The following is a 13,665-nucleotide window of genomic DNA, read 5'->3' on the forward strand; positions in this document are numbered from 1 at the left end:
CATGTCAGCGCTACGCGACGCGCTCCGGGACCTCCCGGACGCGGTGTTTGCGGACCTACTCGAGTCGGACGACGGGTACGTCCTCGTCGTCGACCTCCCAGGCGCGGCCGCCGAGACGACAGAGGTGCTCGTCGAGGACGGGCGCATCGAGATCGAGGGCCGGCGCGAGAAGACCGTCCCCGACGGGTTCGAGTACGTCCGCGAGGACCGCCCGCTGTTCCTCGACGCGGAACTCCCCCTCCCGACCGACGCCGACGGCGCCGGCGCCGACGCCGAGATCGACCGCGGCGTCCTCGAAATATCGGTCCCCAAGCGGGAGCGGGACGTCTCCCGGACCATCCCCGTCGACGACGCCGACGACGAGGGCGACGCCTGACGGGTGGTCACGCTGGTCAACCTTCGCGCCTACTGGCGGTTCGTCGTCGTTCTGCGGCAGTTCTCGCCGCTCATCATCGCCTACTGGCGTGACCGCCGCCGGTACTTCCTGTTCGGCGGGAGCCGCGAGGTCGACGCCGAGATCCAGCGCGAGCGCGCCGCGGTGCTGCTCGACATCCTGCTCACCCTCGGCCCGACGTTCATCAAGCTCGGCCAGATCCTCTCGACGCGGCCGGACATCCTCCCGCCGGCGTACATCGAGGTGCTGGAGGGGCTCCAGGACGACGTGCCGCCCGCGCCGTGGGAGGAGTCGAAGGTCGTCCTCGAAGACGAATTCGGCCCGGTCGACGACGTCTTCGACGAGTTCGACCGCGACCCGATAAGCGGCGCCAGCCTCGGACAGGTGTACACCGCCACCTACGACGGCGACGACGTCGCCGTGAAGGTCCGCCGACCGGGTATCGAGTCCCTCGTCGAGGCCGACCTCCGAACGATCCGCTGGTCGATCCCCCTGATCAAGCGGTTCACCGGCGCTGGCCGGGCGTTCTCCTTGGAGAACCTCGCCGACGAGTTCGCCAAGACGATCCGCGAGGAGATGGACTACGCCCGCGAGCGGACGATGCTCGAAGAGATCCGGAGCAACTTCGCCGACGAGGACCGGATCCGGATCCCGGAGACGTACGAGCCGGTCTCCGGCCCGCGCGTGCTCACGATGGAGTACGTCCCGGGCACGAAGATCAGCGACATCGACGCGCTCGACGAGGCGGGACACGACCGGACGGAGGTCGCGGAGACGCTTCAGGAGGTGTACCTCCAGATGATCATCGAGGACGGGGTGTTCCACGCCGACCCGCACCCTGGGAACCTCGCGGTCGCGGACGACGGCGCCGTGATCTTCTACGACTTCGGGATGGCCGGCCGGGTCGACCCGTTCATCCAAGAGAAGATCGTCGACTTCTACGTCGCGGTCGCGCGACAGGACATCGACGCCATCCTCGACACGCTCATCTCGATGGGGACGCTCTCGCCGGAGGCCGACCGCGAGGTGATGGGCAACGTGATGGAGTTGGCCATCGCGGACGCCAGCGGCGAGGACATCGAGCAGTACCAGGTGAACCAGATCATCGAGCAGGTGGAGTCGACCATCTACGAGTTCCCGCTGCGGCTCCCGCCGAACCTCGCTTTGGTCCTCCGGGTCGCCACCGTCGTCGAGGGCGTCTGCGTCACGCTCGACCCCGAGTTCGACTTCATCTCGACGGCGACCGACTACCTCCGCGAGGAGGGGTACTACGAGCAGACCGCCCGCGACCTCGCCGAGGACGCCGGGCGGCAGGTCCAGCGCACCACCGAGGCGCTGTTCACGGTGCCCCCGAAGGCCGACGAGTTCCTCGCCCGCGCCAACCGCGACGACCTGACTGTTAACGTCGTGTTGGAGGACGACACGAAGGTGTTAGAGAAACTGGCGATGCGGATCGCCTACTCCGTGCTGCTCGCCGTCGGCGTCCTCTCCGCGACGATCCTCTACTCGTTCGCCGAGAACTGGCGGCTCGCCGCCGTCGTCCTCGCGCTGGCGGCGCCGCTCGCGATCGCCCTGTACCGCTCGTTCCGCAAGCAGCGCGGGCTCCGTGCCACCCCGCAGTTCACCCGTCAAGGGATGAAGCAGCGGCGCGACGACTGACCCGCTCCCTCCCGGAAACGGGCCGCTTCAGGCCTCTTCCGGCCGACAGATCCACACGTCTTCCGCTTCCTCGACCGCGTAGTCCCGCGCCGCCAGCCACTCGCGGAGGGCGGCGGAGCCGGACCCGGCCGCGGTCTCCTCCGAACCCCCCTTCGCGTCCTCGGCCGCCGCCTCGGCGGCCTCGTGGACCTCCACGACGAGCAGCGGGCGGTGGGTCGCGAGCGTCGCCGTCGCGCCCCGGAGGACCGCGGCCTCGTGCCCCTCGACGTCGACCTTGATCGCGTCCGGCGGGGGGACGGTGCCGACCCCGTCCGTCCCCTCGCCGCCGACGCCGTCGACGAGGTCGTCGAGCCGGCGGACGGGGACCGACTCCGTGCCCGCGACGCTCGCGCCCCACCTGGTCGCCGACTCGCGGTCGAACGCGGAGCACTTCGAGTACGTCGAGCGGTAGAAGGTGAGCGTCGCGTTCGCGTCGCCGAGGCCGGCGCGTCTGAGGTCGATCACGCCGCCGGCCCCGCCTCCGCCGCCCAGCCCGTTCCGGTCGGCGTTCCGCGCCAGCCGGTCCGCGCTCTCGCCGTTCGGTTCGAACGCGACCACCCGGCGGTCGGTGCCCAGCGCCAGCGGGACGGCGTGTTCGCCGACGTGCGCGCCCACGTCGAGGACCACCGCGTCGTCGGGCAGTCGGTCGAGCGCGTCGAGCCCGGGGTCGTCGCCGTGGGGGTTCGTCGGCTCGTAGCTCCAGTACCGCCCCGCGACCGTACGCTTCGGCGTCGCGACGCCGAGCGCGTAGGTGAGGTCCGCGAGGCGGTACAGCGTCCGGAAGCCGCGCCGCTCGACCCGGGCGCGCAGCGACGAGAGGGGCCGGCTCATCGCGGCGTCACGCCCCGACGACCTGGATCGGGACGAGGAGGAAACAGAGCGCGCCGACGGCGAACGTGGCGAGGCCGACCGCGAGCCGCGGCAGTCCCACGCCGTCCTCGTCGGCCGGGTTTGCCGGACCGTTGAACGCGATCACGGCCGCGAACACTCCCCAGAACGCCCAGAGCCCGACCGACTCGTTCAGTCCGAGGCCACGCCAGAAGTGGAGGTAGGCGGCGACGGCGAACAGCGCGCCGGGGACGAGCGCCGCCACCGTCTCCTGTCGCGGCCCGAGCATCGCTCGGACCATGTGGCCGCCGTCGAGCTGGCCCACCGGGAGGAGGTTCAGGAGCGTGAAGAACATCCCGACCCAGCCGCCGATCACGACCGGGTGGGCGCTCAGCCGCGGGTCGCCGTAGCTCGTCGGCTGGCCGAGGACGCCGGCGATGAGGTCCAGAAGCGGCGGGTTGTTGAATCGGATCACCGGCCCCGAGGAGTTCGCGAGCTCCGCCGGCACCCCGATCGGGTCGAGCGAGAGCCCGACGGCGGTCACGGCGACCGTCGCGACCAGCCCCGCGATCGGTCCGGCGGCGCCGATGTCGAAGAGGACCTTCCGCGAGGGCATCCGCCCGCGGATCCGGATCACCGCGCCGAGGGTCCCGAAGGGGAAGATGAAGGGGATCACGTACGGAAGCGAGACGGGGACGCCGTGGTATCGGCCGGCGGCGTAGTGGCCGAGCTCGTGGGTCATCAGGACGCCGAGGACGGCGGCGGTGAACGGCCACGCCTGGAGCAGGGTGAGGGGGTTCGACTGTATCTCGGCGAGCGGGACGTAGTACCAGCCGTAGGCGCCGACGAACAGCGTCGACAGCACGGTGGCCGCGAACATGGCGACGTTCACCCAGGGTATCCCGTCGCGGCCGCGGTCGAACGGGGTCGCCACGACGACGTGCCCGTCGTCGACGGCCTCCACGTCGACCTCGTAGCCCGCCTCCCGGAAGTGGGGAGTCAGCTTCCGCAACAGCGTCCGCTCCGGGACGTACGACTCGCCGCGGTACCGCACGCGGCCGTCCTCGCGGCGGACCTCGTCGATCCGAAAGAACGTCCGGAGGGGCTCCGGACGCGGGGCGCCGTCGCCGGTCGCCGCCGCGTCCTCGTGTTCTGGCATCGTCACGTCGTAACTGGTCTGCGAGTATAAACCCCGCGTCGGCGAACGAGTCGGAAGCGGGGCCGGTCGTCCGCTCGCCGGGGCGGCGGACGCGTGCGGGGTCAGAAAGCGCGAGTCGGGGACCGAGCCGCGGGATCCGGTGCGGCGGTGTGCGTCGGGGACGGTGCTGCGAGCGTCGGTCGGCGGACCGGGGGCGTCAGGCGGGCTCGACGCGCCAGGTCGTCGCGCCCGTGTACGACCACTTCTCGACGGTGAGCTCCGTCGCGGAGTCGCGGAGCTTCACCATCAGGGCGCCGATCTCCTTCGGGGAGAGGTCGACGTCCTCGGAGATGAACTTCCCCTTGAAGTACATCTCGCCGTCCTGGGCGCGGTCGAGCAGGTACTGTTTCAGCCGCTCTTCCTTGCTGCGGTCGTCGTCTGCGCTCGCGTTCGTGGAGGGGTTCGCTGTCGCGCTCATGGTACATCCCACGCTTGCCGCCGGAGGGTGTTATAAAGGTGACACCGTTGGGCGACGTTCAGGGGGTTTCAGGGCGTTTCACCGCTCGCCCCGAGGTAAAACGTGTCTGACGGACTCTTTACAACGGTTCCAGAACGCCGCAGAAATTTTATAATCGATTTTGAGGGCGTTTCGGCCGCCGGCCGCTCGGTAAGCGATTCTCCTCTGCCTCCGCGTTCGTCGGACGAATAAGCGGCAAAATGGGCCGATTAACGCCGCCTCGGAGCACGGACGCGACCCTCGCGCGCCCTCCGTGCGGCCTCTGCGCGCCCCTCGATCGGGCCGTCCGCGGCCGCGATCCGGGCCCGGACCTCCTCGGCGCGCCGACTCGAACTCCCTTCGCGGGCCGTTCAGTCCCGCCGGTGGACCCAGAACGTCTCCGCCTCCGTCGCCTCCTTCTTGAATATCGGCACCTCGTCTTTCAGGCGGTCGATCCCGTCCTCGACCGTCCGGAACGCCTCCCGGCGGTGCCCGGCGAGGACGACGACGAACACGATGTCCTCGCCCGCCTCGATCACTCCGGTTCGGTGGTGCATCCGCACGTCGAAGACCCCGTCCCGCTCCGCGAGCTCCGCCGCGATGGCGTCCATCCGCTCCGCGGCGACCCCCTCGTACTTCTCGAACGCGAGGTGCGTCGTCCGGTCGTCGCCCGGGGCGTCGCGGGCCCGCACGCGGCCGGTGAACGTGGCGATCGCGCCCGATAGCTCGGCGTCCGCGGACGCCTCGACGCGGTCCACCAGCGTCTCGCGGGTGATCCACGGCTCGGCCTCGTCGAGGGCGGCCACGAGCCCGTCGAGGTCGACGCCCTCGGTCGTCGCCGCGGTCGCGAGGACCGTCCCCGGCACGCCCTCGGGGTCGGCGTCGGCGCCGAGCAGGACCGCGGGCACGCGCAGCCGCGACTCGCCGACCGCCACGAGGTAGTCGTGGTCGGGGGCGAGCCCGTCGAGCAGGTCGTCGAACCCCTCGACGCGCCCCCGGCCGCTCCAGTTCCCGTCCGCGTCGAGCGCGATCTCGGTGTCGGCGTCGGGGCGCCCGGCGGGGTCGACGACCTCGCCCTCGACCGCTCCGCCGTCGGCCGTCCGGTCGCTCGGGCCCGGTTCGTGCGGCCGGTCTCCGTCGGGGTCGTCGCGCTCCACGAGGGCCACCCGTCCGTCGAGCCGCGCCGCGAGCCGCCGCGCCAGCGCCGGGGCGCCGTCGCCGACGATCGATATCGGTCGCATACCCGAGAGCGGGCCGCGACCGGCTTAGGCGTTTCCCGGGCGGCCCGGAGCCGCGACCGCGGGGCGCCTCCGACGCGTCCGGGCTTGGCAATCCTTAAGACCGCGACAGGGATACTCGTCGCCAATGAGAGTCGTCGTTTCTGTCGGCGGGAGCGTGCTCGCGCCGGACCTCGACCCCGAGCGCGTCGCCGCGTACGCCGAGGCGATCGAACGGCTGGTGGCCGACGGCTGCGAGGTCGGGGTCGTCGTCGGCGGAGGCGGCGTCGCCCGCGAGTACATCGAGACGGCCCGCGAGATCGGGGCCAACGAGGTCGAGCTCGACCGGCTCGGGATCGGGACGACCCGGCTCAACGCCCGGCTGCTGATCGCCGCGCTCGGCGACCGCGCGAGCCTCGCGCCCGCGACCGACTACGAGGAGGCGGGCGCGGCCCTCCGCCGCGACGAGGTCGCGGTGATGGGCGGCGTCACCCCGGGACAGACCACCGACGCGGTCGCCGCCGGCTTCGCCGAGTCGGTCGACGCCGACCTGCTCGTGTACGCCACGAGCGCCGACGGCGTGTACGACGCCGACCCCAACGCCGACCCCGACGCGGCCCAGTTCGCGGAGCTGTCGCCCGCGGAGCTCGTGGAGGTCGTCCTCCCGATGAGCCGGGACGCCGGCGCCTCCGCGCCCGTCGACCTGCTCGCCGCGAAGCTGATCGACCGGGCCGGCATCCGGTCGATCGTGCTCGACGGCACCGACCCGAGCGCCGTCGTCGACGCCGCGCTGTACGGCGACCACACCGGGACCGACGTGGTCCCCGTCGGCGGCGAGGAACCGAGCTCCTGGACGGAGGAGCGATGAGCGGGGACGACGCAGCGGACGGAGCGGCGGACGCCGAACGCGCCGCGCCCGACGACTCCCCGCACATCCTCTCGGAGCGGGCCGCGCTCGACGAGGGGGACGGCGCGGCGGAGGGGGACGGCGAGGCCTTCCACGCGTTCTGGGCCGACGTGGTCGCGGACGAGGTCGAGGCGCGCGACCCCGACGAGCCCATCGTGATCAAGGGCGGCGTCTCGCCGTCGGGCGTCGCGCACCTCGGCAACTTCAACGAGATCATGCGCGGCTACTTCGTCGCCGAGGTGCTGCGCGACCGCGGCCACGAGGTCCGGCAGGTGTTCACGTCCGACGACAAGGACCCGCTGCGGAAGGTGCCGCGCAAGCTGGCGAACGCGGACGGCGACATCGTCGGGCTCGGCGAGGTCGACGCGGGCGCGCTCGGCCGCAACCTCGGGAAGCCGTACACCTCGATCCCCGACCCGTTCGGGGAGGCCGAGTCGTACGCGGCCCACTTCGCGGGCCTGCTGAAGGCCGACGCCGACCGGCTGAACGTCCCCGTCGAGATGCTGTCGAACACCGACCTGTACGCCGACGGGACGTTCGACGACGCGGTCCGGACGGTCCTCGGCGACGTCGAGCGCGTCCGCGAGGTGCTCTCGCCGTACCAGGACAAGGTCGACGACGAGTACGTCCCGTTCAACCCCGTCTGCGAGGCGTGCGGGAAGGTCACGGAGACGGTGACGGGAATCGACCTCGAAGCGGAGACCGTCGAGTACGCCTGTACCGACATGGACGCCGGGGGCAACACCATCGAGGGGTGCGGCCACGAGGGCACCGCGACGTTCCGCGAGGGGAAGCTCCCGTGGCGGCTGGAGTGGCCCGCCCAGTGGGGCGTCCTCGGCGCCGACTTCGAGCCGTTCGGAAAGGACCACGCGGAGGGGTCGTGGCCCTCCGGCGTCGACGTCGCGCGGAACGTCTTCGGCGAGGAGCCGCCCGTCCCGATGGTGTACGAGTGGTTCACGCTCAACGGCGAGGCGTTCTCCTCCTCGGAGGGGAACGTCGTCACGGTCCAGGAGCTGCTCGACCTGATCGAGCCCGAGGTGCTCCGGTTCTTCTTCGCGCTCCACCCGAAGAAGGCCCGCGACCTCGACGTCGAGCGGCTCGACCAGCTGGTCGACCGCTTCGACCGGTTCGAGCGCGCCTACTTCGGCGAGGTGGACGACGAGGACCTCACCGCCTTCGCCGAGCGCGCCTACCCGTTCGTCGTCGGGCGACCCGACGAGCCGCCGGCGGAGCGACCGATCCGGCTCCCCTACACCTTCGCGGCCGTCCTCGGGATGGTCGACGACCCGGACTTCCGCGAGCGCCTCGCCCGCGACGAGGGGCACATCCCGGACGACGCCGACGACGACGCGGTCGACGCCGCGCTTGCCCGCGTGGAGCAGGCGCGGAACTGGGCCGAACGGACCGGAAACGAGTACGACTACCGGCTCCAGACAGACCTCCCCGCGGTCGAGTTCGACGAGGACGTGGCGGCCGCGCTCGACGACCTCGCCGACTTCGTCGCCGCCGGCCACGACGGCGAGGCGATCCAGGGGGCGATGTACGAGACCGCACGCGACCACGGCGTCGAGGTCAGCGAGTTCTTCGCGGCGGGCTACCGCCTCTTCTTCGACGACACGCAGGGGCCGCGGCTCGGCGAGTTCCTCGGCGAACTGGAGCGCGACTACGTCGTCGACCGACTCCGACGGGAGGCGTAGATGGCCGAGGACCGCTCGCTCGACGACTTCGCCGATACGGACGCCGACGCCGGCGACGTGTCAGATTCCGCTGACACGTCCGACGCCGACGACGCGCCCGACTCGACCGACGCCGACCCCGCCGTCGCCACGTCGACGTGGCACGCCGACGGCGCGGCGTGCGACCGGTGCGGCGAGCGGGTCGAACGCCGGTGGCGCGAAGCGGACGCCTACGTCTGTGCCGACTGCGCCTCCTGGTGACGGGATTACCGGGCCGTCAAAGCTTAAGACGCCGGCCGTTGAGTTCTCTCGTGCGAGGAAAATTCACTGAGAGTAAAATTAAATATAAATGAAATATAATCCGGAACTACTCTACGGGCGGTCGGCGACGGCGCTCACGGCGGCGTACCTCTGCGTCGCGGCGGCGTTCGCGGTCGCGGTCGACCTCGCGACCGCGTCCGCGGTCGGATCCGTCGCCGACTGGACGCCGGCGCACCTCGTCGGCGACCTGTTGCTCGTCGTCGGGTCCGGCGGCCTCCTGTACGGCGCGGTCACGCACCACCGCCGCCGGGCGGAGACCGCCCGCCGGGACCTCGAAACCTCCAACCAGCAGCTACAGGTGCTGAGCCGCGTGTTCCGACACAACGTGCGCAACGACCTCAACGTGATCCAAGGGTACACCGACCTGCTCGCCGACCGGATCGACGACGAGCGGAGCCGGGAGTGCCTAGAGACGATCCGACAGACGACCGACGACGTCGTCGACATCAGCGAGAAGCTCCGCGTGGTCGAGGACGCGTCCGCCGAGCCGCCGGACGGTCGCGTCGACCTCGTCGACGCGGTCCACGAGGCGGTCGAGGTCGTCGACGCCGACGGCGCCGCCGTCACCGTCGAGACGCCCTCCGAGGCGTGGATCCGCGCCGACGACTCGGTCGCGTTCCCGATCCGCGAGGTGTTCGAGAACGCGGTCACCCACAACGACGGGGCCACGCGCCGCGTCGCGGCCACGATCCGCGAGAACGGAACGACAACCTGTCTGGAGGTCACCGACAACGGCCCGGGGATCCCTCCCGAAGAGCGGGCGGTGTTACAGGCCGAAGAGGAGACGCCGCTCTCGCACGCGAGCAGCATCGGGCTGTGGCTCGTCAAGTGGATGTGCGAGACGCAGGGCGGCACCGTCCGGTTCGACGCGACGGACGACGGGACCACGGTCCGGCTCCGGTTCGAGTCCGCGGCGACGCCCCCTACTCCAGTTCGGTGATCGTCACGGCGTAGACGGCGCCGCAGTTCCCGCACTCGACGTGGACGCCGCGGCTGGCCTCGCCGCGGGTGAACTCGGAGATCTCCTCCGAACACGAGCACTCGAACTGGACTTTCATTACCGTATCACTGTCCTTCTGATATTTAAATGAAACCGATGCGGAATCAACGGTGAAAATCACCGATCGCGGTACCACGCCGCACGGGCGGGGACGGCGGTCGGCCTCAGTCGTCGTCGACGATCACTTCGACCGGTCCGTCGCCGTCGTCCGCGGCGTCCTCGTCGGACCCGCCGGACGCGTCGACGCCGGCCGACTGCTGCTGCTGGTAGTAGAGCCCGCCGGCGACCGCGAGGACGATCCACGACCGCCAGTTGGCGAGGTTCAGGGTGTAACCGATGCCGAACGGCTTCTCGACGAGCATCCCCTTCTCCGGTTGCCAGTACGACGACAGCAGGCGTCCGAGGCTCGGACGCTCGAAGTTGTACGGAATCCCGAGAATCTCTCCCGACGACGGTTTGTCTCCCATACCAGTCCGTCTGTCCGCTGGCACTATAAATCGTGGCGCCATCGGCCGGCGGCGCCGCGGCGGCGCCCCGACGCTCAGCGGTAACGGCCGCGGTCCGCCACGTCCCGGAGCCGGTCGAGGACCTCGCCCTCGCCGACCGCCTCGTACCCCGCCTCGAACGCCGCTATCAGCGGATCGGGATCGGTCGCGGTCGCCCGGATCGACCCCTCGAACACGTGGAGGTCCATCGCGTGGTCCTCGACGTGGCCGGTGTGGAAGCCGAGCCCGAAGTCGATGAGGTACGTCGCCGGCGCCGGGGCGGGCTCGTCGTCCGCGGCCGCGCTCTCCGCCTCGTCGGGCGACACGCGCACGTTCCGCGTCGTCGGGTCGCCGTGAACGATCCCCGCGCCGTGAAGCCGGGCGAGGTGGCGCCCGACCGCCTCTGTCGAGCGCTCGTCGAGGGCGGTCGCGAGGTCGCGCTCGCCGACGTACTGGAGCGTCAGCGTCGCGTCCGCGAGGTCGACGTCGTACACGAGCGGCGTCGGGACGCCCGCGCGGCGGGCCTCGCTCGTCAGCCGCGCCTCCGCGACGGTCCGGTCGCGCCTGAGCGTTCGGTCGAGGTCGGGGTGCCGGTACGACTTCTCGACCCGCCGCTTGACGACCCGACGATCGTCGCCCGCGCCGGTGACCGCGACGGTCGCCTCCGCGCCGCGGCGGTCCGCGTCCGGGTCGCGCGCCGTCTCGGCCGACGCGCCGCCCGCGGCTCCCCGCGCGACCGACTCCCCCTCCCGCCACGTCACCGGCACCTGGTCCGGTCGGAAGTTCGGGTCGACCGCGGACTCCGGGACGGGAATCGCGTCACCCGCGGCCGCCATCTTCGCGCCCAACACGGCGATCATCCCCGCGTTGTCGCGGAGGAAGCGGGGCTCGGGCGCGTGGAAGTCGGCGCCGCGCGCCTCGCACATCGCGGCCAGCATCTCGCGGAGGCGGTCGTTCTGGGCGACCCCGCCGCCCAGCACGAGCTCGTCGGCGCCGGTCAGCGACAGCGCGCGCTCGGAGACCTCGGTGAGCATCGCGAACACGTGCTCCTGGAGCGAAAAGCAGATCTCCTCGACCGAGACCCCGCCGTCGGCGGCGTCGTTGGCGGCCGAGCTGATCCCGGAAAACGAGAAGTCCATCCCCTTGACGACGTACGGCAGGTCGAGGAGGTCGGCGGCCGAGGCGGCCGCTTCGCCGCCCGCGGACCCTTCTCCGTCGCCCGCACCCGCCGCGCCCGCCGCGAACTCGGCGGCCGCCGCCTCCACCTTCGGACCGCCGGGATGGCTCCAGCCGACGTGGCGCGTGAACTTGTCGATCGCGTTGCCGACGCCGGCGTCCATCGTCTCGCCGAGCACCCGGTACCGCCCGTCGTGGTAGCCGAGCAGGTGCGCGTTCGCGCCCGAGGCGTTCAGACAGACGGGGTTGTCGAACCCGGAGCGGTGCCGACCGATCTCCAGGTGCGCCACCATGTGGTTGGCGCCGACGAGGGGCACGCCGAGCGTCCCGGCGAGCGACCGCGCGGCGGTCCCGACGATCCGGAGGCAGGGGCCGAGCCCGGGCCCGCGAGAGAAGGCGACGGCGTCGACCGCGTCAGGACCGTACTCCGCCTCGGCCGCGGTCAACACCCGGTCGACGACCTCGGGGATCGCCTCCGACATGTGTTCGGCGGCCTCGCGCGGGTGAATGCCGCCGCTGTCGGGCTCGTAGGGGTCGGACTCGATGAGAACTGAGTCGGTCTCGGCGTCGTACAGCGCGGCGCTCGCGCACCACGCGGTACCCTCGATGCCGAGAACGCGCATCCGGCGGGGTTACGCTTCCTCGGCGTCCGCCTCGTCGCCGCCGATCTTGTTGCGCTCGAGCATGTGGTCCTGTTCGACCTCCAGGGCGTCGGCCGCGGAGTCGTACACCTTCGCGTAGCCGATCGTCTTGCGCATGCCGAACTTGGTGTCGAGTTCGTGGACGACGACCTCCTCGGAGCCCTTGTCGAGCTTGGCGGCCAGCGAGTCGCGGACCGACAGCCGCGAGGGGGTGGCCTCCTCGTGGGTCGTCTCGAAACGGATGTCCGTGCGGTGCAGCATCGGGTTCTCCTCCTCGGAGATGATATCGACGTCCATGGTTCAGTTGGGCGTATATCCCCTCGAAAGCTGTAAAAGGATTTCGAAGCGGGGGTGTCGCCGCCGAACTCCCCGCCGACCGTCGACCGAGCGCCCCGTTCGGCGTCAAGGTTTCAGTCCTGCGGGCCGTGGATATCGTTACCACTCGAATGCCCAACGACGACGGATTCGACCCGACCGAGCGCTCCGAGTACGAACTCACCAGATCGGCCAACATCATCGTCCCGATGCCGCCCCTTCGAAAGGCCCGGATCTGCGGCGCGCTGGCGCTCCTCGGCTCGCTCGCCGCCCCCCTCGTCGCGACCCTCCCCGCGGCCGTTCGGGAGGCGAACTTCGCGGGTCCGCCAGCCGCGACCTCCCTCGGCGTCGCGGCCGTCGCGCTGGCCGGTACCATCGCCGCCGGCGGGGCCGGCCTCGGCCTGGTCGCGCTCCAGCGGCGCCTCGCTCGCGGTCCCGAACCCACGGACGACGCGGTCTGGTCGTTCCTCGCGTTCGAGGACGCACTCACCGGGGTCGGGTTCGTCACCGGCGGGCTCGGTGTCGGCGTGGGCCTCTCGCTGCTGGCGAGCGGTCACTGGGGCGTCGAGGCGCTCGCCGGGCTCCGACGCAACGGCGTCGAGCCGTACCTCCGGCTCTCGACGGTCCCGGTCACGCCGCGACTGGTGACCGCCGTCGCGCTGGCGGTCGGTCTCGCCGTCCTCGCGGCCACCGTCGCCGTCGACTCCGAGTGACGCCGAGATCGAACGGCGCAGACTCACTCTGCGTCGAACTCGCGGGCCTCGTCCGGGTCGACGCCGAGAATCTCGTACGCGGTCGCGACGTCGCCGCTCAGGCCCTCGAACAGCCCCCGGGCCCGCCGCCGCGCCTCGGGCGTGACCGCGACGCGGACCATCCCCTCGCCAGGCTGGCCGTAGACGACGGTCGACCCGAGCGGCGCCGCGAGCATCGCCGGCAGCGCCGCCAGGTCCTCCTCGCCGGTCACCTCGATCGTCACCGGTTCCTCCGCCGCGAGCGCCTCTGCGAGCGCGTCGAGTAGCGCCGCCGACAGCGTCGCGGCCGGGTTCTCGACGGACACGCGCCGCTCGTCCGTGGCCGCGAGCGCGGCCGCTATCTCCTCGCGGACGGCCTCCCGCTCCGTCTTCCCGTCGACAAGCGCGGCGTCCGGGACGCGGCCCGCCTCGCGGAGGTGATAGGTGACCACGTCGCCGACCGCGATCAGCCGCGGGGGACCCTCGGCTGGCGACGCGTGTCGCTCGCGGGTCTCGTCGGCGGCCTCGATCAGGGCGTCTGCGTCCGTCGTCACCGGCCCCAGCGGCTCCTTGAACGCGTCGCGCAGCGATTCGGGCAGCGTGAGAAGCGGGTCGGATGCGTCGCTCATCGGCCTTCGGCCT

16 protein-coding genes are annotated in these 13,665 nt (G+C 71.5%); 7 read left to right on the forward strand and 9 right to left on the reverse strand.

Features of this window, described 5'->3' with window-relative positions; translation table 11 throughout:
• Position 1 precedes the first annotated feature (1 nt).
• Positions 2–376 carry an Hsp20/alpha crystallin family protein gene (locus DVK06_RS09200; protein ID WP_053770554.1) on the forward strand — a complete coding sequence of 125 codons (375 nt, stop codon included), beginning with the start codon at positions 2–4 and terminating at the stop codon, positions 374–376.
• A gap of 3 nt (positions 377–379) precedes the next feature.
• Positions 380–2,053: an AarF/ABC1/UbiB kinase family protein gene (locus tag DVK06_RS09205; RefSeq protein ID WP_121600069.1), complete on the forward strand. Its 1,674-nt coding sequence runs from the start codon at positions 380–382 to the stop codon at positions 2,051–2,053.
• Between the two features lie 27 nt (positions 2,054–2,080).
• On the opposite strand, the gene DVK06_RS09210 is transcribed toward DVK06_RS09205, so the two are convergent.
• The 4 genes from DVK06_RS09210 to DVK06_RS09225 form a co-directional block, all read right to left on the reverse strand.
• The gene (locus DVK06_RS09210) at positions 2,081–2,923 is read right to left on the reverse strand and encodes an FkbM family methyltransferase (protein WP_053770556.1); all 843 of its coding nucleotides are present in this window, start codon (positions 2,921–2,923) and stop codon (positions 2,081–2,083) included.
• A gap of 7 nt (positions 2,924–2,930) precedes the next feature.
• Positions 2,931–4,079, reverse strand: a complete 1,149-nt coding sequence (locus DVK06_RS09215) for a site-2 protease family protein (RefSeq protein WP_053770557.1) — start codon at positions 4,077–4,079, stop codon at positions 2,931–2,933.
• Positions 4,080–4,275: 196 nt separating this feature from the next.
• Positions 4,276–4,536, reverse strand: coding sequence for a hypothetical protein (locus DVK06_RS09220; RefSeq protein WP_053770558.1), 261 nt, complete (start codon positions 4,534–4,536; stop codon positions 4,276–4,278).
• Between the two features lie 389 nt (positions 4,537–4,925).
• On the reverse strand, positions 4,926–5,795 hold the full coding sequence (locus DVK06_RS09225) for a molybdopterin synthase (RefSeq protein ID WP_121600070.1): 870 nt from the start codon (positions 5,793–5,795) through the stop codon (positions 4,926–4,928).
• Positions 5,796–5,919: 124 nt separating this feature from the next.
• Here DVK06_RS09225 and pyrH point away from each other — a divergent pair, with 124 nt between their 5' ends.
• From pyrH to DVK06_RS09245, 4 genes are all read left to right on the forward strand, one after another.
• A complete protein-coding gene (pyrH, locus tag DVK06_RS09230; RefSeq protein WP_121600071.1) occupies positions 5,920–6,639 on the forward strand; it encodes a UMP kinase in 720 nt (239 codons plus the stop codon).
• Positions 6,636–8,375, forward strand: coding sequence for a lysine--tRNA ligase (gene lysS / locus DVK06_RS09235; RefSeq protein ID WP_121600072.1), 1,740 nt, complete (start codon positions 6,636–6,638; stop codon positions 8,373–8,375). Before pyrH ends, lysS begins: the two co-directional genes overlap by 4 nt.
• The gene (locus DVK06_RS09240; protein WP_053770562.1) at positions 8,376–8,615 is read left to right on the forward strand and encodes a hypothetical protein; all 240 of its coding nucleotides are present in this window, start codon (positions 8,376–8,378) and stop codon (positions 8,613–8,615) included. It begins immediately after the preceding gene.
• Positions 8,616–8,703: 88 nt separating this feature from the next.
• Positions 8,704–9,615 carry a sensor histidine kinase KdpD gene (locus tag DVK06_RS09245; RefSeq protein ID WP_121600073.1) on the forward strand — a complete coding sequence of 304 codons (912 nt, stop codon included), beginning with the start codon at positions 8,704–8,706 and terminating at the stop codon, positions 9,613–9,615.
• Here DVK06_RS09245 and DVK06_RS19590 read toward each other — a convergent pair.
• From DVK06_RS19590 to DVK06_RS09260, 4 genes are all read right to left on the reverse strand, one after another.
• Positions 9,599–9,733 (reverse strand): hypothetical protein, encoded by a 135-nt coding sequence (locus DVK06_RS19590; protein ID WP_017343858.1) that lies wholly within the window; start codon positions 9,731–9,733, stop codon positions 9,599–9,601. The two genes, DVK06_RS09245 and DVK06_RS19590, sit on opposite strands and share 17 nt — an antisense overlap.
• A 106-nt stretch (positions 9,734–9,839) precedes the next feature.
• Positions 9,840–10,142, reverse strand: a complete 303-nt coding sequence (locus tag DVK06_RS09250; RefSeq protein WP_053770564.1) for a DUF5808 domain-containing protein — start codon at positions 10,140–10,142, stop codon at positions 9,840–9,842.
• 74 nt (positions 10,143–10,216) lie between these two features.
• Positions 10,217–11,959, reverse strand: coding sequence for a bifunctional N(6)-L-threonylcarbamoyladenine synthase/serine/threonine protein kinase (locus DVK06_RS09255; protein WP_121600074.1), 1,743 nt, complete (start codon positions 11,957–11,959; stop codon positions 10,217–10,219).
• A gap of 9 nt (positions 11,960–11,968) precedes the next feature.
• The gene (locus DVK06_RS09260; protein ID WP_121600075.1) at positions 11,969–12,274 is read right to left on the reverse strand and encodes a 30S ribosomal protein S24e; all 306 of its coding nucleotides are present in this window, start codon (positions 12,272–12,274) and stop codon (positions 11,969–11,971) included.
• A gap of 149 nt (positions 12,275–12,423) precedes the next feature.
• On the opposite strand from DVK06_RS09260, the gene DVK06_RS09265 reads away from it, so the two are divergent.
• Positions 12,424–13,005: a hypothetical protein gene (locus DVK06_RS09265; RefSeq protein WP_121600076.1), complete on the forward strand. Its 582-nt coding sequence runs from the start codon at positions 12,424–12,426 to the stop codon at positions 13,003–13,005.
• A gap of 23 nt (positions 13,006–13,028) precedes the next feature.
• Here DVK06_RS09265 and DVK06_RS09270 read toward each other — a convergent pair whose 3' ends face one another.
• Positions 13,029–13,652, reverse strand: a complete 624-nt coding sequence (locus DVK06_RS09270; RefSeq protein ID WP_121600077.1) for a GTP-dependent dephospho-CoA kinase family protein — start codon at positions 13,650–13,652, stop codon at positions 13,029–13,031.
• Between the last annotated feature and the right edge of the window lie 13 nt (positions 13,653–13,665).

It is taken from the genome of Halorubrum sp. Atlit-28R (genome assembly GCF_003665955.1).
Lineage (GTDB): Archaea > Halobacteriota > Halobacteria > Halobacteriales > Haloferacaceae > Halorubrum > Halorubrum tropicale.

Excerpts from the sequence above, each read along its gene's own strand:
- DVK06_RS09210 (WP_053770556.1), bottom strand. The coding sequence starts at position 2,923 with ATGAGCCGGCCCCTCTCGTCGCTGCGCGCCCGGGTCGAGCGGCGCGGC.
- DVK06_RS09265 (WP_121600076.1), top strand. The coding sequence starts at position 12,424 with ATGCCCAACGACGACGGATTCGACCCGACCGAGCGCTCCGAGTACGAA.
- DVK06_RS09260 (WP_121600075.1), bottom strand. The coding sequence starts at position 12,274 with ATGGACGTCGATATCATCTCCGAGGAGGAGAACCCGATGCTGCACCGC.
- DVK06_RS09200 (WP_053770554.1), top strand. The coding sequence starts at position 2 with ATGTCAGCGCTACGCGACGCGCTCCGGGACCTCCCGGACGCGGTGTTT.
- DVK06_RS09255 (WP_121600074.1), bottom strand. The coding sequence starts at position 11,959 with ATGCGCGTTCTCGGCATCGAGGGTACCGCGTGGTGCGCGAGCGCCGCG.
- DVK06_RS09250 (WP_053770564.1), bottom strand. The coding sequence starts at position 10,142 with ATGGGAGACAAACCGTCGTCGGGAGAGATTCTCGGGATTCCGTACAAC.
- DVK06_RS19590 (WP_017343858.1), bottom strand. The coding sequence starts at position 9,733 with ATGAAAGTCCAGTTCGAGTGCTCGTGTTCGGAGGAGATCTCCGAGTTC.
- DVK06_RS09245 (WP_121600073.1), top strand. The coding sequence starts at position 8,704 with ATGAAATATAATCCGGAACTACTCTACGGGCGGTCGGCGACGGCGCTC.
- DVK06_RS09240 (WP_053770562.1), top strand. The coding sequence starts at position 8,376 with ATGGCCGAGGACCGCTCGCTCGACGACTTCGCCGATACGGACGCCGAC.
- DVK06_RS09225 (WP_121600070.1), bottom strand. The coding sequence starts at position 5,795 with ATGCGACCGATATCGATCGTCGGCGACGGCGCCCCGGCGCTGGCGCGG.
- lysS (WP_121600072.1), top strand. The coding sequence starts at position 6,636 with ATGAGCGGGGACGACGCAGCGGACGGAGCGGCGGACGCCGAACGCGCC.
- DVK06_RS09215 (WP_053770557.1), bottom strand. The coding sequence starts at position 4,079 with ATGCCAGAACACGAGGACGCGGCGGCGACCGGCGACGGCGCCCCGCGT.
- DVK06_RS09220 (WP_053770558.1), bottom strand. The coding sequence starts at position 4,536 with ATGAGCGCGACAGCGAACCCCTCCACGAACGCGAGCGCAGACGACGAC.
- pyrH (WP_121600071.1), top strand. The coding sequence starts at position 5,920 with ATGAGAGTCGTCGTTTCTGTCGGCGGGAGCGTGCTCGCGCCGGACCTC.
- DVK06_RS09270 (WP_121600077.1), bottom strand. The coding sequence starts at position 13,652 with ATGAGCGACGCATCCGACCCGCTTCTCACGCTGCCCGAATCGCTGCGC.